The organism is Cupriavidus sp. PB-02 (assembly GCF_058252315.1).
Window position 1 is genome coordinate 180,951 of sequence record NZ_JBXPSX010000003.1, and the last position, 22,973, is coordinate 203,923.

Genomic DNA, 22,973 nt, shown 5'->3' on the forward strand with positions numbered 1-22,973 from the left:
TCGTCGAGGAAGCAGATGTTGCGTTCTCGTTCGATGAACAACCGTAAGTGCTGTCATGCAAGGTAAGAGAAAAGCAACGTTGATTGGGCTGATCGCAGTTCTGCTATGGAGCTCGATTGTTGGTTTGATTCGTGGCGTGAGTGAAAGCTTCGGCGCTACCGGCGGTGCTGCTCTCATCTATACAGTCGGCGCCATATTGCTGTCTTTCACTGTCGGAATCACAAAGGTCCGGCAATTCTCCGGGCGATATCTGTTCTGGGGCAGCATCCTTTTCGTTGCGTACGAGCTTTGCCTGTCGCTGTCTATCGGCTATGCAAACAGCGGTAGACAAGCCATCGAGGTCGGGATGGTCAACTATCTCTGGCCGAGCTTCACGATGCTGGCCGCCATTGCGTTCAACAAACAGAAGTCCAATTGGCTGATCGTGCCAGGCTTCGCTGTAGCGATTCTCGGCATCTGCCTGGTACTGGGCGGAGATCAGGGGCTGGACATCGTTGGCATGGTCGAGAACATCAAGACCAATCCCCTCAGCTATGGGCTGGCATTTTCTGGTGCGCTGATCTGGGCGGCCTATTGCACCGTGACAAGCAGGATGGCTGGTGGAAAAAATGGCATCACGCTGTTTTTCGCGCTGACGGCGCTGGCGTTGTGGCTGAAGTACTTCACGACAGAAAGCGGCGGGATAGAGGTTACCTACCACGGGATTTTCTACCTCGCGATGGCGGCGGCAGCCATGGGATTCGGCTACGCCGCATGGAATGTCGGCATTCTGCACGGGAACGTGACTATCCTTGCGGGCGCCTCGTACTTCATTCCCGTGTTCTCCGCAGCCTTGGCGGCTGCGCTGCTGCAAGCACCGCTTTCGTTTGCCTTCTGGAAGGGGGCTGCCATGGTTTGCGCAGGCTCCATTCTTTGCTGGTTTGCAACACGAGGGCAGGGTACGAGACCGTCGCCATTGTCGAAACAGTCTCAACCGGACGAGCGCTTGCAAAAACAGTAGGCCGGCGCTGCCCGCGGCAGTGCTCCAATTCCAACACTGAAAAGGTCAGCCTGGCCAGATTCGACTGGCCAGCTGGCACGCGCTCGCCTTCTTGCCACGGTCGAGCGCGACAAGGATTCAGGAGAGAGACATGAAAGTTCGTTTATCGCTGGTGGCTGCTCTCGTGGCGATGTCCGGTACCGCATCTGCACAGAGCACGGTGACGCTGTATGGCGTGCTTGATGAGGGCATCAACTACACCAACAATGTTGGCGGGCACCGGCAAGTCGAGATGGCGAGTGGTTTTCCGCACGGTAGTCGTTGGGGGCTGAAGGGTACGGAGGACCTCGGCGGCGGCGTCAAGGCCTTGTTCCAGCTGGAGAACGGCTTCGACGTGGATACGGGCCGGGCGTTTCAAGGCGGTCTGTTGTTCGGACGTCAGGCGTATATTGGTCTCTCGGACCAAGCAGTGGGCTCGCTTACGATGGGCCGCCAGTATGACGCGGTGGTTGATTTCCTGGCGCAGACGTCGGTCGGGGGAACATGGGGGGGATATGCGTTTGCTCACCCGTACGACAATGACAACCTGATCAACACTTTCCGCGTCAACAACACCGTGAAGTATGCGAGTCCCGCTCTGGGCGGCTTCAAGTTTGGCGGGACGTACAGCTTCAGCGACGATACGAACTTTGCGAAGAATCGGCAGTTCAGCTTCGGCGCGCAGTACAAGGCCGGTAGCGTCCTAGTTTCGACGGCCTACCTGCAGGCCGACAATCCATCGTCGACGTCGTATGGCGCCATCAACAACAGTGGTGACCAGAACCTCCTGGGCAGCAAGCTGCGAATCTTCGGCGCGGGGGTCATTTACGAAGCAGGTCCGGTGGATGTGGGATTCACTTACTCGAACACCAACGTTAATGATCCGCAGAGTTCAGGCTACGTAGGGCCGATTGTGCCGCCAACCGGTACGCTGTCATCTCTCCGGTTCCAGAACTTCGAGGTCAACGGGAAGTACAAGTTCACCTCAGCATTCTGGCTTGGTGCCATGTACACCTACACGCGCGGTCGCTTCGACTCCACGGCCGGAAAACAGCATCCTGTCTACCACTCGTTCGGGATGATGGCTGACTATGCTTTTTCCAAGAGGACTGATGTCTATATTCAGACCCTCTACCAACGCGTCGCCGGGGATTCCACCGGCTCGGTGCTTGACGTTGCATTTGTCCCCGGGGCGGCCAATGTCTCCTCGAATCGGAATCAACTCCTTATCAGAGCAGCGATTCGCCACTTCTTCTGAGTGCACATGCACGAAGGCGCCCCGGAGAGGGGGCAGCCCCTCCTCTTACTTCCAATTTCGCGGGCTGGTCGCCTATGCGCCCGAGCGACTCGGTTCTTGACATCGTCGACTGCAGCGATCTGCGTGCCGGCGGGCGTGGGACAACGGCGAAACGGTGGCAATAGCATAATTTTGCCGCCGCGCAAGTTCGGCAATGTTGGGATTTGCGAATCAGCAGCGCTTCCCGGCCGATCCGAAACATATGAGCCTTGGCCCGCGTTGTCCCGCCATGTCAGATCCGAGGGGTTCGCCAGCGTGACAACGCCATACCTGTCAAAGGCAGCGGGTATCAATCCAGCCAGGGATTGGCCAACACGATGCCGACCCCTTCGAAGTCCTTTGTGTTGCGCGTGGCCAGAGCGGCGGCGTGGTGCCGACAGATGGCTGCAATCTGCGCGTCCGCCATGCTAATCGGGCAGCCCGCGCGTTCGCGCTGGGCCACTAACGCGGCGTAGTGCACGGCGGCATCCTCGTCGAAAGGCAGCACCCGGTCCTCGAATTCCTGGTCGAGCATCTGTAGCGCGGCTTCCTGTAACCCGGTTTTGCGGCGCCCGTCGGGCAGACGGGCAATGCCATACAACAGCTCGGCAACCGTCACGGCGGTGATGACCAGGGAATCCTGTGCCTGTCGATCGAGCCAGTCGACGACGGCCGGCTCAGGCTGGCCCCGCATCAACTCCGACAAGACTTTGGTGTCGAGCACGATCATTCGGGCAAATCCGCGGACCGCGGTCGCTCGGCGCGCGAGGGCAGATCCAGCCCCGGATCGGCCAGCGTGGCAAAGCGCTGTTGCAAACGGCTGCCCAGGCCGCCACGGCCAGACGGTTTGCTGAGCGCGCGCCGCAAAATCTCGCGCACCTCCTCTTCCATGGAAGCCGTTAACAAGCCCGAAACGGTTTCTGCCAGGGGCCATGACACAGGTCGCTGGCCGATCCAAGGGGAAAATCTCGTTGAGCGAGTTTGTGAAAAAAGAGGGCGACGCGCACTTGCATGAGACTGTGTGCCCCCGCGACATGTAGAGCTATCAGAAAATCTGAAAGATTCCATCAATATTATTCGATTTTCTTTTTGAGTGCGGTGCAGCAAAGTCTGGGCAAGGAGTTAAACATGAATGCACGAGCGCCCCTGACTACGCTGGCTCTTGCCGGTGCCTGGCCACAACCTTCTATTGTTTCCACTGCCTCCGGCACCTCCGTTCCATATGTGGAAGCTGGGAGCGGCGAGCCAATGGTATTCGTGCACGGGTCGCTGTGCGACTACCGCTATTGGGAGCCGCAGCTCGCTTCTCTGTCGAAGAACTTCCACTGCTTCGCTCCGAGCCTGGGCCACTATTGGCCGCAAACCAGTGCGTTCGGACGCGGCGACTTCAGTTGGGAGGCGCACGTCGCGGAGATTGCGGAGTTCATCGACGCGCTAGGTCTGGGGCCGGTCCATCTGGTCGGCCACTCGCGTGGCGGTTGCATTGCGTTTCATCTGGCGTGTGAATACCCTCACTTGGTGAACACGCTCACGCTCGCTGATCCAGGCGGCCCACTTCAGGCAACGCCGCAAGCAGAGGCCGGCAAATTGCCGCCGGCCACCCATGCGTTGAGAGAGAAGGCCGCTGCACTGATTGAGCAAGGCGAATTTGATGCCGGTCTGAATCTGTTTGTAGACTCGGTAACCATGCCTGGTTTTTGGAGCAAGAGTTCCCAGAGCTTCCGCAGGATGGCGCTCGATAATGCGCTCACACTGCCGAAGCAGCTGCGTGACCCGTTGCCCGCCTATACACGCGAAGCTGCCGGTGAAATCCAGTGTCGAACGTTGCTGATCGATGGGCAAAAGAGTCCGCGCATGTTCCGTAGCACGGTCGAGAAGCTACAAGAATGGATCGTGCAAGCTAAGCGTCAGACAATTGCCGGAGCCTCTCACGGCATGAATATTGCCAACCCAGGCGCGTTCAATCGGGCGGTTGCCGAGTTGGCTAGCTAGAGGGGCCTTGTCTCGCAGAGTTCGCGGATCTCTCGGCCCCGGTTGCTGCCCTTAAGAAATCTGCGGCTCACCAGAACTCTCGCCAAACTGCGTCTGGAGGGAAAATCCAGATCACAGCCTTCGTTCCCTGCACTCCCATCGTCATGGTTACCCGGTAACGCGTTCCCGTCTTGCATACGTTACCGGGAAACGGTTCGACTCAACAAGGTGCGCTGAATTTAGCGCTTACGATCGAACAAGGCTGGCTGGGCCAAGACCACCGCTGGCCGGTGCAATTCCGTGCGGCATGGCACCCTCACGCACCCCGCGTCGGGCGCGGGTACGGGTGGATGGGATGGCGCAGACGACAGCTCAGCGGCAGGCGGCCTATCGGGCAAGGCGCGCGACGGCGGGCAAGGACGGCAACGGAGAACGTCGGCTGGACATGTGGGTAAGTGGTAGCGAAGCGGATCTCGCGCTCGCGCGGCTGGCACGCCGTTACGCCGTAACGAAGCGAGAGATGCTGGAGCGGCTGATCGCGCGAGCCGACGACGCCATCGTGCGTCGGCTCGATCCGGATTCGGAGCAATGGGATCACTATTTCAAGGCGAGCCGGTAGGCTTGCCAGTTACCGGGTAACGGGCGAGTGCTCCCATATGGCCGATCGGCGCCTCGGGTGCGGTCGGTCGTCGTTCAGGCGGCAGACGCTGCGACGAAGCTGAACGGCAGCAGGTCGATGACGTCCGCGTCCGGGGCGCGCTGCGGCAATTCGGTTAGTACGTGCAGCAGATAGGCGTACGGCTCAACGCCGCAGGCCCGGCACGTGAGCATCAGGCTATAGACCATCGCGCTGGCCTTCGCGCCGGCGACCGTGTCGCTGAACAGCCAGGACCTTCTCTTATGGAAGCACTTTCATAATAGAAGCTATCGCTACTTTGAAATTATGGAAGCTCAGCGCCGCTGACGATAGCAAACAGCAGCCATTTCCAGGTTCCGCTAGCTCCGTGGGGAACTGAGCAACCTTCCATAATTTGCAGTACTTTCCTCGTGCTGTTCGTGTTTTCGAGGAGAGTTGCCATGCCCACATACTCGCGTATCAAACCTGGCCATCTGCTCAGCGAGAGGTGGTTTGCCAAGGCTGCGTTGGGAGCGCACGCAGATGCGTACGTTCACTACCTGACCGAGCGTGGTTATGCTCGGGAGACTGTGGAGTGTTATTTCAGGAGTGTTGCCCACTTCGTTCACTGGAACTCGCTGCGAGGCGTCGTTCTTCGCGAGATGGACGAGGCGGTGATCAACCGGTTTCTCGACGGGCATCTGCCTCATTGCCGATGCGCTCCACGATGCCGTCGCACGAGAGCTGACGTCCATGCGGCACTGAAGCACTTTTTTGCCATGCTCGGCCAAACGACATCACGACAGACGCCAGGCATTCCCCAAGCAATCACAAAGGAACTGGACGAGTTTAATCATCACTTGGTTGAAGTTCGAGGACTTTCCGATAGTACGTGCACCATTCGGCGGCGGCACGTACTGGAATTTCTTGTCGATCGATTCGGCAAGAGCGCAGTGCGCATTTCGAAGCTCACTCCGGCTAATGTAGTTCATTTTGTCATGCGCCGAACGAGCGGCCTTGTACCCGGCGCGGTCAAGAGCCTCGGCATCTCACTGCGCAGCTACTTCTTGTTTAAGGCCAGTAGCGGAATCCCAACCACGGCTCTCATCGCGGCACTGCCGCGGGTCGCCGTGTGGCGTCTCGCCAGGCTGCCTGAGATGCTCTCGCCGGCGGAGATCAGGCAGTTGCTCAACGCATTCGATCGCGACAGTGCTACTGGTCTACGCGACTACGCAATCATGCGCTGTCTGTTGGACCTGGGCCTGCGACGCACGGAAGTAGCACAGCTGCGCCTGGATGACATCGATTGGCGGGGTGGAATGTTGAGGATTCACGGCAAGGGCAATCGGGTTGATGTCGTACCTCTTCCACGGTTGACCGGCCGGGCGATCGCAAAGTATCTTCAGTGCGGACGTCCCCAGACCACACGGCGAGAGGTCTTCGTTCGCCATCGACCGCCACTCAATGCTGCGGCCGGTCCGGACATCGTTCGGAACGCGATTCGCTATGCGGCCGAACGCTGCGGTCTGCAGCAGCGTGTGCGCGGCACGCATATTTTCCGGCACACCATGGCATGTCGGATGGCACAAGGTGGGGCTCCATTCAAAGAGATCGCCGACATGCTACGCCACCGTAGCCTCGACACGACGACGATATACGCAAAGGTCGATCTTCCCTCGCTCCGGCGCGTGGCTCTCCCATGGCCAGGGAGGCGCTCATGAGCACTCACACCTCCTTCTCAACCTGGATCGACGATTACCTAGCGGTTCGTCGTCGGGCCGGCTTTGCGCTTAAAGCAGAAGGCGCGCAGCTCAGACAGCTTGCACGCTTTGCGGAACAGGCCGGCCACCATGGCACGCTGACGGTCCAACTTGCCGTTCAGTGGGCCACCAGCAGTGGGCGGCAGCTGACGGCTGCACGCCGGATCGAGGTACTCCGGCCCTTTGCCGCTTACTGCCGGCAGTTCGATCCCGCGGCCGAGATTCCGCCGCGATGGCTCTTCGGAGATTCCCATCGTCGGCTGACGCCGCATATTTTCACAGACGAAGAGGTTTTGGATCTGTTAGCCGCCTGCGATGACCTATATCCGCCCGGCGGCCTTCGTGGTGCGAGCTGCAAGACGATCTTTGGATTAATCGCAGCTACAGGCCTTCGCATTTCGGAAGCGACGGGCTTGACCCGTTTGGACGTCGATCTTGAGCAACGACTGCTCCATATCCGATGCGCCAAGCATGGCAAATCGCGCTGGGTGCCGATACACCTCACTACGGCTGAAGCTCTGCGGCGCTATGTCAGGAAGCGCGACCACGATCCCTTCGCTGGCAACACCAGCGCATTCTTTGTGTTCGACTACGGTCGACCCGCTTCTACCAGAAGCGTCGAGTACGCCTTCAAGGTACTTTGCGCGGCCTTGAAGTGGCACGCTCGCGGCGACCATCCTGCTCCCCGGCTACATGATCTTCGACATTCGTTCGTCTGCCACCGATTGCAGGACTGGTACGCCCGCGGGCTGGACGTCGACCGTAGCATTCTTTCCCTGTCGACTTATCTTGGGCACGCCAAGGTCACGGACACGTATTGGTATGAGACAGCCACGCCCGAGCTGCTAGCAATCGCAGCCCGCCGCTTTGTGCGCTGCCGTGGAGGTTCGCCATGAGCAAGTCAGCTGTGCAGTCGTTTCCAGTCCTGCTGCAGAAGTTCTTTACGCAACGTCTCGTTCAGCAGCGGCACGCAAGCCCTCGCACGGTGGAGGCCTACCGTGACAGCTTCCGGCTGCTGCTGGCCTTTGCCCATCAGCACTTGCACAAACGCCCCAGCGATATCGCGATCGAAGACCTGAATGCCCCGTTCATCCTCGATTTCCTCGGGTATCTCGAACATGGCCGGCACAATTCCATCCGCAGCCGGAACGCGAGGTTCGCCGCCATCCGGTCCTTCATGGAGTACGTTTCATTCGAGGAACCGTCAGCCCTCGCATTGACACAGGCTGTACGGGCAATCCCCACGAAGCGGTTTGAGCAGCCACTCATCGGATTTCTGTCGCGCGAGCATATCGAGGCCATCCTCGCCGCTCCTGATACCGACACATGGACCGGACAGCGCGATCACGTCATGTTGGAAACGCTCTACAACACGGGCGCCCGCGTTTCGGAACTCACCGAAATGCGCGTCTCCGATCTCGTGCTAGGGTCCACATCGTGGGTGCGTATCCACGGTAAAGGGCGCAAGGATCGCTCAGTCCCGCTGTGGCCCGATACCGCCAAAGAGCTCAGACGCTGGCTGCGGCAATATCCACGCGCGCCTGAGGAGTCATTGTTTCCTGGCCGATCCGGCGCTTCGCTCACGCGCATCGGCTTCACCGAACGGTTAAAGCTCGCAGTTCATCGGGCATCGCAACAGTTTCCGGAACTTGCGCATCGTCGAGTTTCTCCGCACACTATCCGCCATTCGGTTGCCATGCATATGCTGCAATCCGGAGTTGACATTACCGTCATCGCGCTGTGGCTGGGGCACGAAAGCCCCGTCACAACACATCGTTATGTTGAGGCCGACCTACAAATGAAGGAACGAGCATTGAAGGCTCTGCAGGCGCCGTCACGCAAGCCGCTTCGATATCGGCCCAAGGATGACGTCCTTCGCTTTCTGCAGACTCTATGATTATGGATTGTTCGCAGCTGGGTGTGCTGCAGCTCACGCCTCCAAATCGATGTCGTCGTCCAGCGAGCGAATGGCGGCGACGTCGATCCTGAGATGTCTATGAGACTGGGCCATGACGTACCTTCCATAATTTTAAAGTAGCGATAGCTTCTCGCGGTTGCAAACGGCCTAACGTCTCGTTCGATGACGTTGTTGTCCACGGGCGCACGCCCATCGACAACATAGCGGCTCAAGTATTCCCACTGGTTCCGCGTGTAGACGATCGCCTTGCCCAGCAGGCTCTCTGGCAACACCCGCGGGGCCTGCTCGTCCAGCCACGCCTTGAACGCCGTCAGGAGCGGTACGCTATGCTGCTGGCGCAGCCGATACGTGTAGTCAGCGCGCGATTGTCCTTCGGGCAACTCAGCCTTGGCGAGCGCCTCGACCTGGTAGAGGGCCTTGAAGTATTCGAGCGCCTGCGCGGCGTGCCCGCCAAGCTTCTTCTGCCCCTTGAGCGCATCGACAAACGCGCGTCTCGCATGCGCCAGGCAGCCGAAGTGGGTCACGCCCTCAAGCGTGCGCCACGCGCTGTAGCCGTCGGTCATCAGCATGCCCTCGTAGCCGGCGAGAAACGCCTGCGGGTACTCCTGTCCGCGCCCTGGCTGGTAATCGAACAGCACCACGGGTTCCCCGCAGTCCTCCGCGCTGCGGTAGACCCACATATATGATTTGCTCTGCGCGGCCTTGCCCTGCTCCTTGAGCACCTGCACCGTTGTCTCGTCCGCATGGATCAGTGGCTGCGATAGCAGCGTGCGGCGCAGCGCCTCATACAGCCGGCTGTAATGCAACTCGGCAGGCCGGATGATCCAGTTGGCCAGCGTGCCACGGCCAACTTCAATGCCAGCGCGCCCGAGCGCATCTTCCATGCGATACAGCGGCGTGCCGTCAACGTACTTGCCGATGGTCACCGTCGCCAGCATTGCCGGGCTTGCGTTGCTGCCCGGCAGTGGTTGCGCTGGCATCGGCGCGGTCACCACCGGCGTGCGTTCGGCATTGCGCTCGCAGTGCCGACACGCGTATTTGAAGCGGACGTGCTGCAGTACGGAGACCTTTGCTTCGATGTGCAACTGCTCGCTGACTTCCTCGCCCAAGCGGTGCATCGAGCCCTGGCAGCACGGGCAGATCTTCTGGTCTTCGGTCAGGTCATACTCGATGCGCTGGCGCGGCAACTCCGCCGGCAGCGGCTTGCGGCCACGTTTGCGGCCTGCGGGCTTATCGGGCTCTGGCAGCCCCGTGTCCGGCGGCGCGAGCGCTTCATCCTCATCGTCGTTGGCCGGCTCCGCAGCGGCCATTTGTTCGGCTTCGTCGAACACGCGGTCCTTGATCTTCTCGCTGCTTGGCGCGAAGCGTTTGGATTGCGCAAGCCGGAACTGTTCCTCAAGGAGCTTGATGCGATCGTTCAACTCTGCAATGTGCTGAGCGTTGGCAGCTGCCCGCGCTTCGAGTTCGCGGATATAGGCCTGGGCGGCCGGCGGCAATTGCGAGAGGTCGTGTTCGTTCATGCTGAACACGATAGTGCAGCCACCGCTCAATCGGGTATACGTCACACCGAACGACCGTCAAGCCGTGTGCTGATATTTGCGCGACGGGTGCCGCTTCACGGCGTCCACGTCGATACCGTCCAGTAGCCAGTGCAGCTGCTCGGTCGTGAGCTCGATCACCGCGTGCTCACGCCGCGGCCACACAAAACGGTCTTCCTCCAATCGCTTCAAAAGCATCCAGAACCCGTTTCGGTCCCACAGTAACAGTTTGATGCGGTTGCGCCGACGGTTATGAAAGGCGTAGACGGCGCTGGCAAACGGATCAAGCTGCATCGACTGCTCGACCAGGGCAACCAACCCATTGATCCCGAGGCGGAAATCCACCGCGTTGCGGTGCAGGTAGACCCGCAGGTCAGCGTCGAGCCGGAACATCAACGCGCTCCCAACGCTTCGATCATCGCCTTCACCAGGGCAACGTCCTGCCCGCCGCATTTGAGTTCGACCGTCACGCCGTTGGGCAACCGCGCCGTGAGTACAGCAGGCGTCAGAGATGGACGCGGCGATGGTTGGGTGCAAGCAGGCGCTTGGGCCGGCAGACATTCCAGCGCCACCGGCGATTCCGGAACGCGCGTTGCGCCGCTAACCTCGACGACCGGTACGAACGCGGGCAATGCAGGCTCCGCACTGTCGGCCGCAGCGGCTTCAGTTGCCACTTGGTGCAGCCGAATCCACTTGCGCAACTGGTTCGTATTGATGCCGACCCTAAGTGCCATCCCAGCTACCGATACCCCTGGCCGTAGACACGCCTCGACCAGTTGGCGCTTATCCCTGGCGTCAAAGTCGCGCTTCCCGTTGGAGCGAACACGGATCACTCTCAGCGGCGGAACTTCACATTCGGCTTCGATCATGCTTGCGTCCGCAAATAGTGGTTGCGGACGCAAGCCTGCCCACTCTCAGCCGCAAAAGTCAGGTGCGCTTAATTTCGCGCTTACGTTCGATCAGCTTGTGTTGAGGTAAGCCGTTAAAAAGCCCGGGACGGTCCGACCCACGCCGGCGTCCAAGGCTTTTTAACGGATTCCGGAAATACGTATCGCCTTGTGCAAGCGCAAATAAGGCCGGTCCGACGGGACCGGCTTCGCCGCTTCAGGCTACGCAGAGGCCAGAATAGCTTCGGCCGCGCGCAGGCCTTTGACGCTGGACTTGACCAGACCGCCGACGTAGCCCTTGTTGGGGCCCCCTTCGAGTCCACCGGTTGCGCAGCCCACCGCGTACAGTCCAGGGAAGACGTCGCCATCGGGCTTGAGCACGCGCGCGTCGGCATCGATGGCAATGCCGCCCATCGTGTAGGTGATGCCCGCCACGGCTGGAAATACGTAGAACGGCCGCTTCTCGATCGGATAGGCGCGGAACTTGTGCGTCGAGCGCGCCGGCACCAGGTCCGACAGCGTGCCGGCCTTTACCGCGGCGTTGTACGCCTGTACCTGGGCCACGAAGCCCGCAGGGTCCAATCCCGCTTTGGTGGCCAACTCCTCGAGCGTGTCAGCGCGATACACCGTGCCGCCGTTCTGTTCCAGCCTTGGATTCGGGGGCAGCAGGTTGTAAGTGCCGCGCTCATTCCAGATCAAGTCATCGACGATCGCAAAGGCGTCGAGCCAGGGGCAACGCGTGGGCGCGGCGGAGCGCGCCAGTTCGGCAATCAGTTCGTCGGTCGCCGGCACCAGTCGGGTCTTGTTGCCCTTGCCGGTCACCTCCAGCCACCAACGCTCGATCCTTCGGCATCGCGCCGGCAGAAAAACGCGCCCATGGTGGTGGCCGTCCATTCGGCGGCGCGCAAGCCGCCCAGATAGAGCACCGTCAGCACCCAGCGGCAGCGGGCCGCATGCAGGCGTTCCCGGGCCGTCTCGGTCGGCATTGCCGCGACGGTGTCTTTGACCGTCTCCCACAGGTCGTGGCTCAGATAGCGGGTGATGCGCGCTTGGGTGGGGGCGCGCCGGCGGCGGGCGAGCGGGTTGCCGGCCAGGTAGCCCGCCTCGTCAACCCGGCGAACAATGCATTCAGGATCACGAGCGCCTGGCGGACGCTGCCGGGTGACAGCGGCGCGGCCCGGCAAACGGGCGCCAGTCCGAGCTTCTTGTCCCCGGCCAGCACCCAGCGCTCAGCCGGTTGCCATAGAGCGAAGCGAATGTGCCACCAGGGGATGCTCGAACCGTCGGCCAATTCAGCGGGTATTGTCTATCCTGGGTGTCGTATTCGCCCCAATCGGTGATGATCTTCTTAGAGGGCAGTTTCGGCTGCCCGCCGCCTTGCCAACCGCCGGGAATGCGCCTGTAATGGCTGCGTGGCAGGCACAGGCAGTTGGGAGACGAGATGCGCTGCACAAATTGTCAGTTCGAGAACCCCTCGGCAGCCAAGTTCTGCCAGGAGTGCGGGCAAAGGCTTGCGCTAATCTGCTCGCAATGCGGCCACGCATCCAGTCCCACTGAAAAATTCTGCGGCGCGTGCGGCGCGCTGCTGGCGGACACGGCGGCAGCCTCCCCGCGCCTGTCGCCCACGGTGTCGCCTTTGCCGGCACCGATTCTCTACACACCGCCCCATCTGGCCGAACGGATCCGCGCCGAGCAGGCCGCCATGGAGGCGAAGGGCGGGGAGGCTGGTGGCGAGCGCAAGACCATCACCGCCCTGTTCGCGGACATGGCCGGCTCGACGGCATTGATCCAAGACCTGGACCCTGAGGAAGCCCGCAGCCTGATCGATCCGGTCGTGGCGCTGATGATGGAAGCCGTGCATCACTATGAGGGATACGTGGCCAAATCCCTCGGCGACGGAATCCTCGCCCTGTTTGGCGCGCCAATCGCCCACGAGGACCATGCGCTGCGGGCGCTGTTTGCGGCGCTGCGCATGCAGCAGGCCATGCGCCACCATAGCGACAAGATCCGGTTGGAGCAGGGCATCCCGCTACAGATCCGGGTTGGCGTCCATACCGGCGAAGTGGTGGTGCGCTCGATCCGCAAGGATGACTTGCGCACGGACTACGACCCGGTCGGCCACACAATCCATATCGCCGCGCGGATGGAAGGGGTCGCGACCCCGTCATCGATCCTCGTGAGCGAATCGACCCACAAACTGGCCGAGGGGTATTTCGAGTTCAAGGCCTTGGGGCGCACACAGATCAAGGGCCTGCGCGAGCCGCTGGCCGTGTATGAGGTGCTCGGGCTGGGCGCCTTGCGCACGCGGCTGCAGGTGGGCGCGCAACGTGGCCTGGCCCGGTTTGTCGGTCGCGAGGCCGAACTGAAGCGCCTGGGCGAGGCGCTCGAACTGGCCCGGGCGGGACAGGGGCAAATCGTCGGCGTGGTGGGCGAGGCGGGCGTGGGCAAGTCGCGCCTGTTCCATGAATTCAAGGCACGCGCGCAGCAAGGCTGCATGGTGCTCGAGACCTTCTCGGTGTCGCATGGCAAGGCGTTTCCTTACTTGCCGCTAATCGACTTGCTGCGCAACTATTTCCAGATTACGGCACAGGATGACGAGCGCCGCTATCGCGAGAAGGCCACTGGCAGACTCCTAATTCTGGACCGCGCCCTGGAGGATCAACTGCCTTACTTGCTCTACCTGCTGGGTATCGTTGAGCCGGGCTCGGCATTGCCGACGATGGATCCGGCCATCCGGCGTCAGCGCACCTTCGAGGCGATCGCGCGCTTGCTGGTGCGCGAGAGCCAGAACCAGCCGCTCATGGTCCTATTCGAGGATCTCCAATGGCTGGATAGCGAGACGGAAGCTTTCCTGAATGTGCTCATCGCCGAGGTGCCGCGCGCCAAGATCCTGCTGCTGGTCAACTACCGCCCCGAGTACCGGCATGACTGGGCTCAACACACCTTCTACACCCAGTTGCATCTGGAACCGCTGGGCCAGACGGAGGCGCAGGGCTTGCTTACTGCACTGCTGGGCGCAGACCCGTCCCTTGCGCCACTGAAGCAGCTGATCCTGTCAAAGACCGAGGGGAACCCGTTCTTCATGGAGGAAGTTGTCCATACCCTGGCCGAGGAAAACGCGCTGCTCGGCCCGCCCGGAAACTACAGGGTCGAGAACGCGCCGTTGGCACTCCATATTCCGACGACCGTGCAAGGCGTGTTGGCGGCGCGTATTGACCGGCTGCCGCTGCCACAGAAGGAACTGCTGCAGACGCTGGCGGTCATCGGCGCGGAGTTCCCGTCCAGTTTGATCCGGCATGTCACGGGCCAGTCTGAAGCATCGCTTCACCCGCTGCTGGCTGACCTACAGATCGGCGATTTTATCTATGAGCGCCCCACCTTCCCTGAGGTGGAGTACGCGTTCAAGCATGCGCTGACCCAAGAGGTAGCGAGCAACTCCTTGCTCTCGGAACAGCGAAGCTTTTTACATGAGCGTACCGCCCAAGCTATTGAGGCGCTGTTTCCCGACAGGCTGAGCGAATATTGCAGCGAGCTGGCGCACCACTACAGTCAGAGCGGCAATGTGCCGAAGGCGGTCGAGTACCTGCAACTGGCGGGAAAGCAGGCGCTGCAGCGCTCCGCCCAGTCCGAGGCTATTACACATCTCAGCGCCGCCCTCAATCTCCTGAAAAACCAGCCTGATACCCCCGAACGCAGTCGCGAGGAACTCACGTTGCGGCTGACCCTTGGTCCGGCCTGGATGGCCGTGCGAGGCTATGGTTCACCGGAGGTGCAAGCGAACTATACCCGGGCCCTAGTCCTCAGCGAGCAAGGCGGGGAAACCTCGCAGCTCTTCTCTGCACAGCTCGGCTTGTGGTCGTTCTATCTGTTGCGCTCCGAACTCGAGACGGCGCAGACGCTGGCCGAGCGGCTGCTCGGACTCGCGCAGGATGCACAGGATCCGGAACAGCTTGCAGAGGCGCACCGCGTGCTTGGCTCTACTGTATTCCGCCTGGGCGAGTTCCGGCAGGCCCGTACCCACATGGAGCAGGCGCTGACCTTGCACCGCCCTGAGCGACAGTCTTACGGGCATCTGCTGCGCTATGTGCGAAATCCCGCGGTTCATATGCGTAGCAGCCTGAGCTGGGTCCTCTGGTATCTGGGCTTGCCCGATCAGTCGCTGTCCAGAAGCGAAGAGGCACTGGAGATGGCCAGAAATGCGTCCGACCCGTTCGGCCTTGCGCTAGCCCTGATCTTTGCGGCCGAACTGCATCAGCGACGCGGCGAGCCTGAAGCGACGCTGGAGTTCGCCAATGCCGCGCTCCAACTATCGAGCGAGCAGGGGTTCTCAATGTACTTGGCATGGGCAACGATCCTGAGGGGTTGGGCACTGGCCAGGCAAGGCAGCCACGCGGAGGGCATCGCACATATCCACCAAGGACTTGGCGCACATGAAGCGACCGGTGCCGCATTGGGACGACCATCCCTCTTGGGACTACTCGCCGACGCCTATGGCAGGGCAGAGCAGCCTGAAGCCGCGCTTCGCGTCCTGGATGACGCGCTGGCGCTAGTGGGCAAGACGGAAGAGCGCTTCGATGAAGCGACGCTGATTCGCCTACAAGGCGAATTGATGCTGCAGTTGCCTGGCCAGAATGCGGGCACTTCGGCCGCGTCCGCCGTAGACGAGAATGCCGAGGCGCGGTTCCAGACGGCCATTGCGCTCGCACGTCGCCACGAAGCCAAGTCTATCGAGTTGCAATGCGTGCTGAGCCTCGTGCGGCTATGGCTACGCCAAGGCAAGGATGCCGCTGCGCGGCAATTACTCCTCGAGATCCGGGCAGCATTCACGGACGGGGCAGATACCGTGGATGCGCGTCAGGCAGAAGAGTTGTTGGCGTCGTTGTCGTAGGAGGTGCGCTTGCTTGGCGTAAAGTGTCGATCGAATGGTCGCCTCCCGCCTCGGCGAATCGTCGACCGTGAAGGAGAGTGTGCGAGATCTAGGAGCCGCAAGTTGTTCGAAGCCCATTGTATTTAGTGGTGGATCGCGTGGAGCGATTTTAGCAACCGCGTATCCTGCGCTGAGCCGCAGGTGCGGCTCATATCCGGGTGCAAAGGCCATGGATTGGCATGCTCCGCGCGCCTACGGCTTGCTGGTCCAGCCGATCCGATGCCGCGCCTGGGTGGCCTCGTGGCGCGCATCCTCCTCGCTATGCAGATAGCCGCTTGTCGTCGACAGCGAGCTGTGCCCAAAGTTGTCGCGCACAAAGCGCAGGTCGACCTGTCGGTCGGTCATGTGCGAGCCGGCGGTGTGGCGCAGCCAGTGCGCCGAGGCGCTCGCCAGCACCGCGGCTTGCGCCTCCCATTCCGGCCCGCGCCCCCGCAGGCGCGCCGCGGCCATGCCGAACACCTCTTTCAGGATCAGGTGCAGCGCGCCGCGTGACAGCGGCTTCTCGCGACCCTCGCTGCCAATCACTGGCAGCACCAGGGGACGCGTCTCCCCGAACTGCGGGGTAGGCGGCAATTCGTGGGCGTGGCGGTAGCGCGCCAGTTCGGCAATCAGTTCGTCGGTCGCCGGCAACAGCCGGGTCTTGTTGCCCTTGCCGGTCACCTCCAGCCTCCAGCGCTCGATGCCCTGGACATCCCGTCGGCAGAGGAACGCGCCCATCGTGGTGGCCGTCAACTCCGACGCCCGCAAGCCGCCCAGATAGAGCACGGTCAGCACCCACCGGCAGCGCGCCGCGTGCAGCCATTCCCGGGCCGCCTCCGCCGGCATGCCGCGACGGCGTCCTTGACCGTCTCCCACAGGTCGTGGCTCAGATACCGGGTGATGCGCACTTTCGCGGGCGTGCGCCTGGCGTGAAGTGTAAAACTGGGCCTACACTTCACGCCGGCCCCTCGTCCAGCGCGAAATTACTGATCAGCATCTTGCGGCTCGCGTCCAGGATTTCTTCCGCCAGCCGGCGATCGGCGCCGGCTATCGCCCGGGACAGCATGAGCGCCCCCACCATTTGGTTGTAGAACGCAATTGCCGCGCGGCGTGCCTCATCCTGGTCGGCATCGGGGCGCTGTTGCGCAACCAGCGCTGTCAGGGTTTCGATCATCACCTCCAGGCCGCTTGCGAAGTGCGACTGCGCCGCATTGCCAAGCCGCCGCACGTCCGCCGTGAGGCCGGCCACGGCGCAGCCTTGCTCGATATCGCTGCAGTGCACGCCGGACAGGTAATAGTCGACCTGCCGCTTCATGCGGTTGCCACCCGGTGCAATCGGCGCCGCGATGGCTTCCTTCAGGTCGTGGTTGACCTTGTCCATCGCGGTGGCCACGACTTCAGCGGCGAGCGCCTCCTTCGATTCGAAATGGTTATAGAAGCCACCCTGGGTAAAGCCGGCGGCCTTCATTAGTGCACTCAGCCCGACACCATCGATTCCGTGCTCGCGGAACAGCTTTTCCGAGGCGGCAAGGATGGCCTTCCGATTCTCTTCCGCCTGCTGCTTTGAGACGCCCATCGCTCACTCCTCCCAGCCGTTGACAGTGCAATTATAGCTGCCCCCCGCAAACACGATGGTGATCGACCTTGACTTTCCGGCGCCGATCGCCAAAACTCAATGTCAATCACCATCGTGATTTGGCCGCGCCCATCTCGCAGAAGCCAGGCAAGTACATCGGAAGTCACCCGTCCAGAGCATCAACTTGACCACCCCCACCGAAGCCGCGAACAAAACCCTCGTGCTCGAAGCGTTCGACACGCTCTTCAATCAACGCGACTACGCCGCCGCCGAGCGCTTCTGGTCGCCTGACTACCTCCAGCACAGCGCGCATATCGCACCGGGGCGCGACGGCCTGTTCAACCTCATCAAGACGCTGCCGCCGACCTTGCGCTATGAGCCCGGCGTGATCGTGGCGGATGGCGATTACGTGATCGTGCACGGGCGCTTTTCAGGCCATGGGCGTCCCGCGGCATGGATCGCTGCCGACATCCTGCGCATTGCGGACGGCGTGCTCGCCGAGCACTGGGACGTGCTGCAGGACGAGGCCACCGAGGCCGATTCGCAGAGCGGCCTGCCCATGTTCGGTAACAGCTTTCCGCGCTGATTCCACCCCCTTGTTTCCATCGGGGTCATCATGAAACTCACCGGTAACACCATATTCATCACGGGCGGCGGTTCTGGCATCGGCCGCGGTCTTGCCGAAGCGCTGCACAAGCTTGGCAACCAGGTCATCATCTCCGGCCGCCGCGCGGAGCGTTTGCAAGCGACGATCGATGCTAATCCCGGCATGCAGGCGGAAGCGCTCGACATCACCGATCCGGCGGATATCCAGAAGGTCGCCGCCAGGCTGATTGCCGAGCATCCCGGGCTCAATGTGCTGATCAACAACGCGGGCATCATGTTGCCGGATGGCGCTGCCGGCCCGGTCGACGACGAGCTGCTGACCTCCACCGTCGAGACCAATCTGCTCGGGCCGATCCGCATGACCTCGGCGCTGATCGAGCACCTGAAGACGCGGGAAGGCGCCGTCGTGGCCAATGTCAGCTCGGTACTTGGCTTCGTGCCCCTGGCCATCACGGCCGTGTACAGCGCGACCAAGGCGGCCTTGCACTCATACACGCTGTCCCAGCGCTTTCTGCTTCGCGACAGCAAGGTCTCCGTCTTCGAGATCGCGCCACCATGGGTCCGCACCGAGCTGTTGAACAGCAGCGAGGAGGAGCGCGCGATGCCTCTCGAAACATTCATCGCGGGCGCGATCGAGCAACTGGGCACGGACGCCAACGAGATCCTGGTGGGTCCGGCCGTGGACATGCGCGCCAATCCGGGACCAAACGAGCACGCCGGGGTCAACGAGTTCAACGACTCGATGGCTGCCGGTTGATCACGGGATCGCCCGGAGTCGGGCGATCCCATCCTTTCGTACCTTGTCCTTGTCGCGCACTCCATGGTGCGCACGTCAATTCAATCATAAGCAGGAGTTATTGATGTCCACGTTGTTCACACCGATCAAGGTTGGCGCCTACGAGTTCATGCACCGTGTTGTGCTGGCGCCGCTGACACGCATGCGTGCCGGTGAAGGTGCGATCCCCGGCCCGCTGATGGCCGAGTACTACGCACAGCGCACCTCGCCTGGTGCGCTGCTGATCAGTGAAGCCACCATCGCTGCGCCCAATGGCAATGGCTACCTTGGCGCACCCGGGCTTTATGACGACAGTCAGATCGCGGGCTGGCGTCTGGTCACCGATGCCGTGCATGCAAGGGGCGGCAGGATTTTCCTGCAGCTGTACCACGCCGGTCGCCAGTCGAATTCGGAAGTTCAGCCAGAGGGCAGCCAGCCGGTAGGCCCGTCGGCGATTGCCCACGGCGGTGTGGCATATACGAAGGCGGGCTGGGTTGCCAACACGCCGAATCGCGCACTGGAGACCCAGGAAATCGCGGAACTGGTTGAGAGCTTCCGCCGTGCCGCCGAACGTGGCCTTGCAGCCGGATTCGACGGCGTCGAACTGCACGCTGCCAATGGCTACCTGTTCGACCAGTTCCTGCAGGACGGCAGCAACAAGCGCACGGACAGCTACGGAGGTTCGTTCGAGAACCGCGCGCGCTTCCTGCTTGAAGCCACACGCGCGGTGATTTCTGTCTGGGGAAGCGACAAGGTTGCGGTGCGCCTGGGCCCGAGCGGTTCGTTCGGGGACATGGCCGACAGCAATCCGGAAGGCCTGTTCACCTACGTTGCCACTGAGCTGGGCAAGCTCGATCTCGCCTACCTGCATCTGATCGAACCGCGCGTGCGGGGCAATGTCGAGGACGACACCAGGGACCCGAACCCTGTGGCCGCGAAGCTGATCCGCTCGGTTTACCCCGGCACGATCATCGCTGCAGGCGGTTTCAAGGGCGACACCGCGGAAGCGATCATCGCGGCAGGCGACGCCAACCTGGTTGCATTTGGCCGCGACTTTATCTCGAACCCTGACCTGCCCGAACGACTGCGCCGCAAGGCGCCGCTGAATCCGTACGATCGTGAGACGTTCTTCGGCGGTACGGACATCGGCTATGTCGACTATCCGTTCTACGACCAACGCGTTGCCGCTTGATCAGTCGTTGCGGAAGGCCTCGCGCTCACGCGCGAGGCTTACGCGTGGCGCGTGGCTGCGGTGACCTTGATTTCGACCACGGGCTCGGGTCGTGCCAGCGGGACTACCGACATGTCGTTGACTTGCCACTCCGCTGCGGCAAGTCCATCAGATTGGAAACTGCGTCGTCGATAGCACCTGCTTGAGCACCATGAACAATCTGCCTGACACCCGGCAGGTAGAGCAATTATTCCGCGTGGAGGCGGTTGAAGCTCTCGCTATCTCTTGTGCGCACCAGCATGAAGTAATCGAATTCGCCGGTCACGACATGGCACTCCATGCAGCCGGATACCTTTTGCGCGGCAGACTCGAACAGCGCGAAGGATTCTGGCGTGGAGCGATCCAGCACCACGCCGATCATCACAAGCATTCCCGCATCCAGCGCTGAGGGGTTGAGCAGCGCCACGATGCCGCGGATCAGCCCCAATTCCTTGAGCCGTTCCACGCGCCGCAGACAGGCGGGCGGGCTCAGGTTGACCTTTGCGGCCAAGGCCACGTTGGAGATCGATGCGTCCTGCTGCAGGGCTCGCAGGATCGCCTTGTCGGCGCGATCGAGCGATTCCACATGGGGTGTGGATGGCAGCGTTTGCGACGCGGCCTGAACTGGTGCATCGCGGGCGGATTTGGTGCGAAATTTTATTTCTTTCATTTGGTCTACGAAAGAATTTTAGACGGCTTTCATTTTTGGAGACTTATTAATAGTGTTCAAAAGCACGCTTCTTTGCAAGCACGTTTCGTGGCTTTTTTCCTAGGATAGAGTCCGTCGCCGCATCGTTTGGCCTTGCTGAGAGGCACACCGATGACGGGATAACACCCTAACCCTGGAGTTGCCACCATGAATCTCAAGCGTTTCGCGCGTTACCCCCTGACATTCGGCCCCACGCCCATCCAGCCGCTAAAGCGCCTCTCTGCCCACCTTGGCGGCAAAGTCGAGCTGTACGCCAAGCGTGAGGACTGCAACAGTGGCCTGGCCTTCGGTGGCAACAAGACCCGCAAGCTCGAATACCTGATCCCGGACGCGCTCGCGCAAGGCTGCGACACGCTGGTCTCGATCGGCGGCATCCAGTCGAACCAGACGCGCCAGGTGGCCGCCGTGGCCGCGCACCTGGGACTCAAGTGCGTGCTCGTCCAGGAAAACTGGGTCAATTACTCCGATGCGGTCTATGACCGGGTCGGCAACATCCAGATGTCCCGGATGATGGGCGCCGACGTGCGCCTGGTGGCTGACGGCTTCGACATCGGCATCCGCAAGAGCTGGGAAGAGGCCATGGAGAGCGTGCACAAGGAGGGTGGCAAGCCGTATCCGATCCCGGCCGGCTGCTCGGAGCATCCGCTGGGCGGCCTGGGCTTCGTCGGCTTTGCCGAGGAAGTGCGCGCGCAGGAGGCCGAACTGGGCTTCAAGTTCGACTACATCGTCGTATGCTCGGTCACGGGCAGCACGCAGGCGGGCATGGTGGTGGGGTTTGCCGCCGACGGCCGGGCTGATCGCGTGATCGGCATCGATGCCTCCGCCAAGCCCGCCCAGACCCGCGCGCAGATCCTGCGCATCGCCAAGCACACGGCGGGGCTGGTGGAGCTGGGCCGCGACATCGTCGACGCCGACGTGGTGCTCGACGAGCGCTATGGCGGCCCCGAATATGGCCTGCCGTCCGAAGGCACGCTCGAGGCCATCCGCCTGAGCGCCAAGTACGAAGGCATGATGACCGACCCGGTCTACGAGGGGAAATCGATGCAGGGCATGATCGACATGGTCCGGCGCGGCGAATTCCCCGAAGGCTCGCGCGTGCTGTATGCCCATCTCGGCGGCGCACCGGCGCTGAACGCCTACAGCTTCCTGTTCCGCAACGGCTGACCGACGCACGGAGGTGCTGCGATGAATCCCACTCTACATTCGTCCCTGCGCCGAGCCTTCGTGGCGGCCCGGGCGCTGGCGCTGCCAGCGCTGGCGGTTGCCGCCGTCGGGGCCCACGCGGCATCGGCGTATCCGGTCCGGCCCGTCACGCTCGTGGTGCCGTTCCCGGCCGGCGGGGCGGTCGACATGATCGGCCGGCTCGTCGGCAAGAGCCTCGGCGATGCGCTGGGCCAGCCGGTGGTGATCGAGAACCGCGCCGGTGCCGGCACCATCGTAGGTGCCGGCTACGTGGCCAAGGCCGCGGCCGATGGCTACACGCTGCTTATCAGTTCGGGCTCGACATTCACCGTCAATCCGGCCATCAACGCGAGCCTGCCGTATGACCCCGTGAAGAGCTTCGAGCCCGTCGGGCTGGTGGCGCGCGTACCGCTGATTGTGCTGGCGAACAAGGCGGTGCCGGTGGATACGCTGCCGCAGATGGTTGCAGCGGTCAACGCTGCGCCGGGCAAGTATGTCTATGGGTCTTTCGGTACCGGCACCACCGGGCATTTCGCAGGCGAGATGCTGCTGGGCGCCACGGGCATGAAGCTGCAGCACATCCCGTACAAGGGCAGTGCGCCGGCTGTGGCCGACCTGATCGGCGGGCAGATTCCGTTCTCGGTCGATACGGTCGCCGCGTCGGTTGCCCCATATCCGCAGCGGCAAGATCAAGCCGATCGCGGTCACGGGCGCCCGCCGCGCCACGCTGCTGCCTGACGTGCCCACTGTCGCGGAAGCTGGCTATCCCGGCTTCGACGCCGACTCGTGGGTAGCCATCGCGGCGCCGCGCGGCTTGCCGGCCGACGTCAAGGCCCGGCTGGAAAAAGCGGTAGCGCAGGCGATGAAAGACCACGAGGTCCAGCAAAAGCTGCTGGCTAACGGGCTGGAGCCGAACTACGCGGGCCCGGGGCAGGTCAGCGCCATGATCAGCAAGGAACTGCCGCTGATGCGCGCCACCGCACAGCGTGCGAGCATCACGGCGAATTAATGGTTTCCATCGTCTT

18 protein-coding genes and 6 pseudogenes are annotated in these 22,973 nt (G+C 62.1%); 13 read left to right on the forward strand and 11 right to left on the reverse strand.

From position 1 onward, the window contains the following. Positions 1 to 55: 55 nt before the first annotated feature. Together yddG and AC10V3_RS35165 are read left to right on the forward strand one after the other, a co-directional pair. Positions 56 to 1,000, forward strand: a complete 945-nt coding sequence (gene yddG / locus AC10V3_RS35160) for an aromatic amino acid DMT transporter YddG (protein ID WP_022540435.1) — start codon at positions 56 to 58, stop codon at positions 998 to 1,000. Positions 1,001 to 1,130: 130 nt separating this feature from the next. Beyond that, positions 1,131 to 2,276 (forward strand): porin, encoded by a 1,146-nt coding sequence (locus tag AC10V3_RS35165; protein WP_022540434.1) that lies wholly within the window; start codon positions 1,131 to 1,133, stop codon positions 2,274 to 2,276. A gap of 328 nt (positions 2,277 to 2,604) precedes the next feature. Here AC10V3_RS35165 and AC10V3_RS35170 read toward each other — a convergent pair whose 3' ends face one another. After that, positions 2,605 to 3,024: a type II toxin-antitoxin system VapC family toxin gene (locus tag AC10V3_RS35170; protein ID WP_022540433.1), complete on the reverse strand. Its 420-nt coding sequence runs from the start codon at positions 3,022 to 3,024 to the stop codon at positions 2,605 to 2,607. Further along, positions 3,021 to 3,185, reverse strand: a complete 165-nt coding sequence (locus AC10V3_RS35175; protein ID WP_490924476.1) for a hypothetical protein — start codon at positions 3,183 to 3,185, stop codon at positions 3,021 to 3,023. Before AC10V3_RS35175 ends, AC10V3_RS35170 begins: the two co-directional genes overlap by 4 nt. Before the next feature lie 237 nt (positions 3,186 to 3,422). Between AC10V3_RS35175 and AC10V3_RS35180 the strand changes: the two genes are divergently transcribed. Together AC10V3_RS35180 and AC10V3_RS35185 are read left to right on the forward strand one after the other, a co-directional pair. Beyond that, positions 3,423 to 4,286 (forward strand): alpha/beta fold hydrolase, encoded by an 864-nt coding sequence (locus AC10V3_RS35180; RefSeq protein WP_022540431.1) that lies wholly within the window; start codon positions 3,423 to 3,425, stop codon positions 4,284 to 4,286. A 334-nt stretch (positions 4,287 to 4,620) separates the two neighbouring features. Continuing rightward, entirely contained in the window at positions 4,621 to 4,884 is a 264-nt protein-coding gene (locus AC10V3_RS35185) for a hypothetical protein (protein ID WP_490924477.1), read from the forward strand. 74 nt (positions 4,885 to 4,958) lie between these two features. Here the strand turns inward: AC10V3_RS35185 and AC10V3_RS35190 are convergent. Next, a pseudogene (locus tag AC10V3_RS35190) lies at positions 4,959 to 5,162 on the reverse strand (transposase domain-containing protein); the annotation flags it as partial. A 180-nt stretch (positions 5,163 to 5,342) separates the two neighbouring features. On the opposite strand from AC10V3_RS35190, the gene AC10V3_RS35195 reads away from it, so the two are divergent. The 3 genes from AC10V3_RS35195 to AC10V3_RS35205 are packed head-to-tail and all read left to right on the forward strand — an operon-like array spanning position 5,343 to position 8,538. Further along, positions 5,343 to 6,602 carry a tyrosine-type recombinase/integrase gene (locus AC10V3_RS35195; RefSeq protein WP_490924478.1) on the forward strand — a complete coding sequence of 420 codons (1,260 nt, stop codon included), beginning with the start codon at positions 5,343 to 5,345 and terminating at the stop codon, positions 6,600 to 6,602. Next, positions 6,599 to 7,537 (forward strand): tyrosine-type recombinase/integrase, encoded by a 939-nt coding sequence (locus AC10V3_RS35200; RefSeq protein ID WP_490924479.1) that lies wholly within the window; start codon positions 6,599 to 6,601, stop codon positions 7,535 to 7,537. Before AC10V3_RS35195 ends, AC10V3_RS35200 begins: the two co-directional genes overlap by 4 nt. Further along, on the forward strand, positions 7,534 to 8,538 hold the full coding sequence (locus AC10V3_RS35205; protein ID WP_349606109.1) for a tyrosine-type recombinase/integrase: 1,005 nt from the start codon (positions 7,534 to 7,536) through the stop codon (positions 8,536 to 8,538). The genes AC10V3_RS35200 and AC10V3_RS35205 overlap by 4 nt, the downstream gene beginning before the upstream one ends. Positions 8,539 to 8,687: 149 nt before the next feature. Here the strand turns inward: AC10V3_RS35205 and tnpC are convergent. From tnpC to AC10V3_RS35230, 5 genes and pseudogenes are all read right to left on the reverse strand, one after another. Then, a pseudogene (gene tnpC, locus AC10V3_RS35210) lies at positions 8,688 to 10,079 on the reverse strand (IS66 family transposase); the annotation flags it as partial. Between the two features lie 57 nt (positions 10,080 to 10,136). Next, complete coding sequence (tnpB, locus tag AC10V3_RS35215; protein WP_022540428.1) at positions 10,137 to 10,490, reverse strand: IS66 family insertion sequence element accessory protein TnpB; 354 nt, start codon at positions 10,488 to 10,490, stop codon at positions 10,137 to 10,139. Beyond that, positions 10,490 to 10,966: an IS66-like element accessory protein TnpA gene (gene tnpA / locus AC10V3_RS35220; protein ID WP_490924480.1), complete on the reverse strand. Its 477-nt coding sequence runs from the start codon at positions 10,964 to 10,966 to the stop codon at positions 10,490 to 10,492. Before tnpA ends, tnpB begins: the two co-directional genes overlap by 1 nt. Before the next feature lie 240 nt (positions 10,967 to 11,206). After that, positions 11,207 to 11,683 carry an FAD-binding protein gene (locus AC10V3_RS35225; RefSeq protein ID WP_490924481.1) on the reverse strand — a complete coding sequence of 159 codons (477 nt, stop codon included), beginning with the start codon at positions 11,681 to 11,683 and terminating at the stop codon, positions 11,207 to 11,209. Positions 11,684 to 11,714: 31 nt separating this feature from the next. After that, positions 11,715 to 12,224, reverse strand: a pseudogene (locus AC10V3_RS35230) (tyrosine-type recombinase/integrase); the annotation flags it as partial. 201 nt (positions 12,225 to 12,425) lie between these two features. Here AC10V3_RS35230 and AC10V3_RS35235 point away from each other — a divergent pair. Further along, positions 12,426 to 15,872, forward strand: a complete 3,447-nt coding sequence (locus AC10V3_RS35235; RefSeq protein ID WP_022540424.1) for an adenylate/guanylate cyclase domain-containing protein — start codon at positions 12,426 to 12,428, stop codon at positions 15,870 to 15,872. 231 nt (positions 15,873 to 16,103) lie between these two features. On the opposite strand, the pseudogene AC10V3_RS35240 reads toward AC10V3_RS35235, so the two are convergent. Continuing rightward, positions 16,104 to 16,816 (reverse strand): annotated as a pseudogene (locus AC10V3_RS35240) (tyrosine-type recombinase/integrase); the annotation flags it as partial. A gap of 29 nt (positions 16,817 to 16,845) precedes the next feature. After that, a complete protein-coding gene (locus AC10V3_RS35245; protein ID WP_022540423.1) occupies positions 16,846 to 17,466 on the reverse strand; it encodes a TetR/AcrR family transcriptional regulator in 621 nt (206 codons plus the stop codon). 184 nt (positions 17,467 to 17,650) lie between these two features. Here AC10V3_RS35245 and AC10V3_RS35250 point away from each other — a divergent pair, with 184 nt between their 5' ends. The 3 genes from AC10V3_RS35250 (at position 17,651) to AC10V3_RS35260 (ending at position 20,039) form a co-directional block, all read left to right on the forward strand. Then, on the forward strand, positions 17,651 to 18,052 hold the full coding sequence (locus tag AC10V3_RS35250) for a nuclear transport factor 2 family protein (protein ID WP_022540422.1): 402 nt from the start codon (positions 17,651 to 17,653) through the stop codon (positions 18,050 to 18,052). 30 nt (positions 18,053 to 18,082) lie between these two features. After that, complete coding sequence (locus tag AC10V3_RS35255; protein ID WP_022540421.1) at positions 18,083 to 18,829, forward strand: SDR family oxidoreductase; 747 nt, start codon at positions 18,083 to 18,085, stop codon at positions 18,827 to 18,829. A 103-nt stretch (positions 18,830 to 18,932) separates the two neighbouring features. Continuing rightward, the gene (locus tag AC10V3_RS35260) at positions 18,933 to 20,039 is read left to right on the forward strand and encodes an alkene reductase (RefSeq protein WP_022540420.1); all 1,107 of its coding nucleotides are present in this window, start codon (positions 18,933 to 18,935) and stop codon (positions 20,037 to 20,039) included. Positions 20,040 to 20,186: 147 nt separating this feature from the next. On the opposite strand, the pseudogene AC10V3_RS35265 reads toward AC10V3_RS35260, so the two are convergent. Beyond that, positions 20,187 to 20,727, reverse strand: a pseudogene (locus AC10V3_RS35265) (Lrp/AsnC family transcriptional regulator). 186 nt (positions 20,728 to 20,913) lie between these two features. Between AC10V3_RS35265 and AC10V3_RS35270 the strand changes: the two are divergent. Together AC10V3_RS35270 and AC10V3_RS35275 are read left to right on the forward strand one after the other, a co-directional pair. Then, entirely contained in the window at positions 20,914 to 21,930 is a 1,017-nt protein-coding gene (locus AC10V3_RS35270) for a 1-aminocyclopropane-1-carboxylate deaminase (protein ID WP_022540419.1), read from the forward strand. A 186-nt stretch (positions 21,931 to 22,116) separates the two neighbouring features. Continuing rightward, a pseudogene (locus AC10V3_RS35275) lies at positions 22,117 to 22,957 on the forward strand (Bug family tripartite tricarboxylate transporter substrate binding protein). Positions 22,958 to 22,973 lie beyond the last annotated feature (16 nt).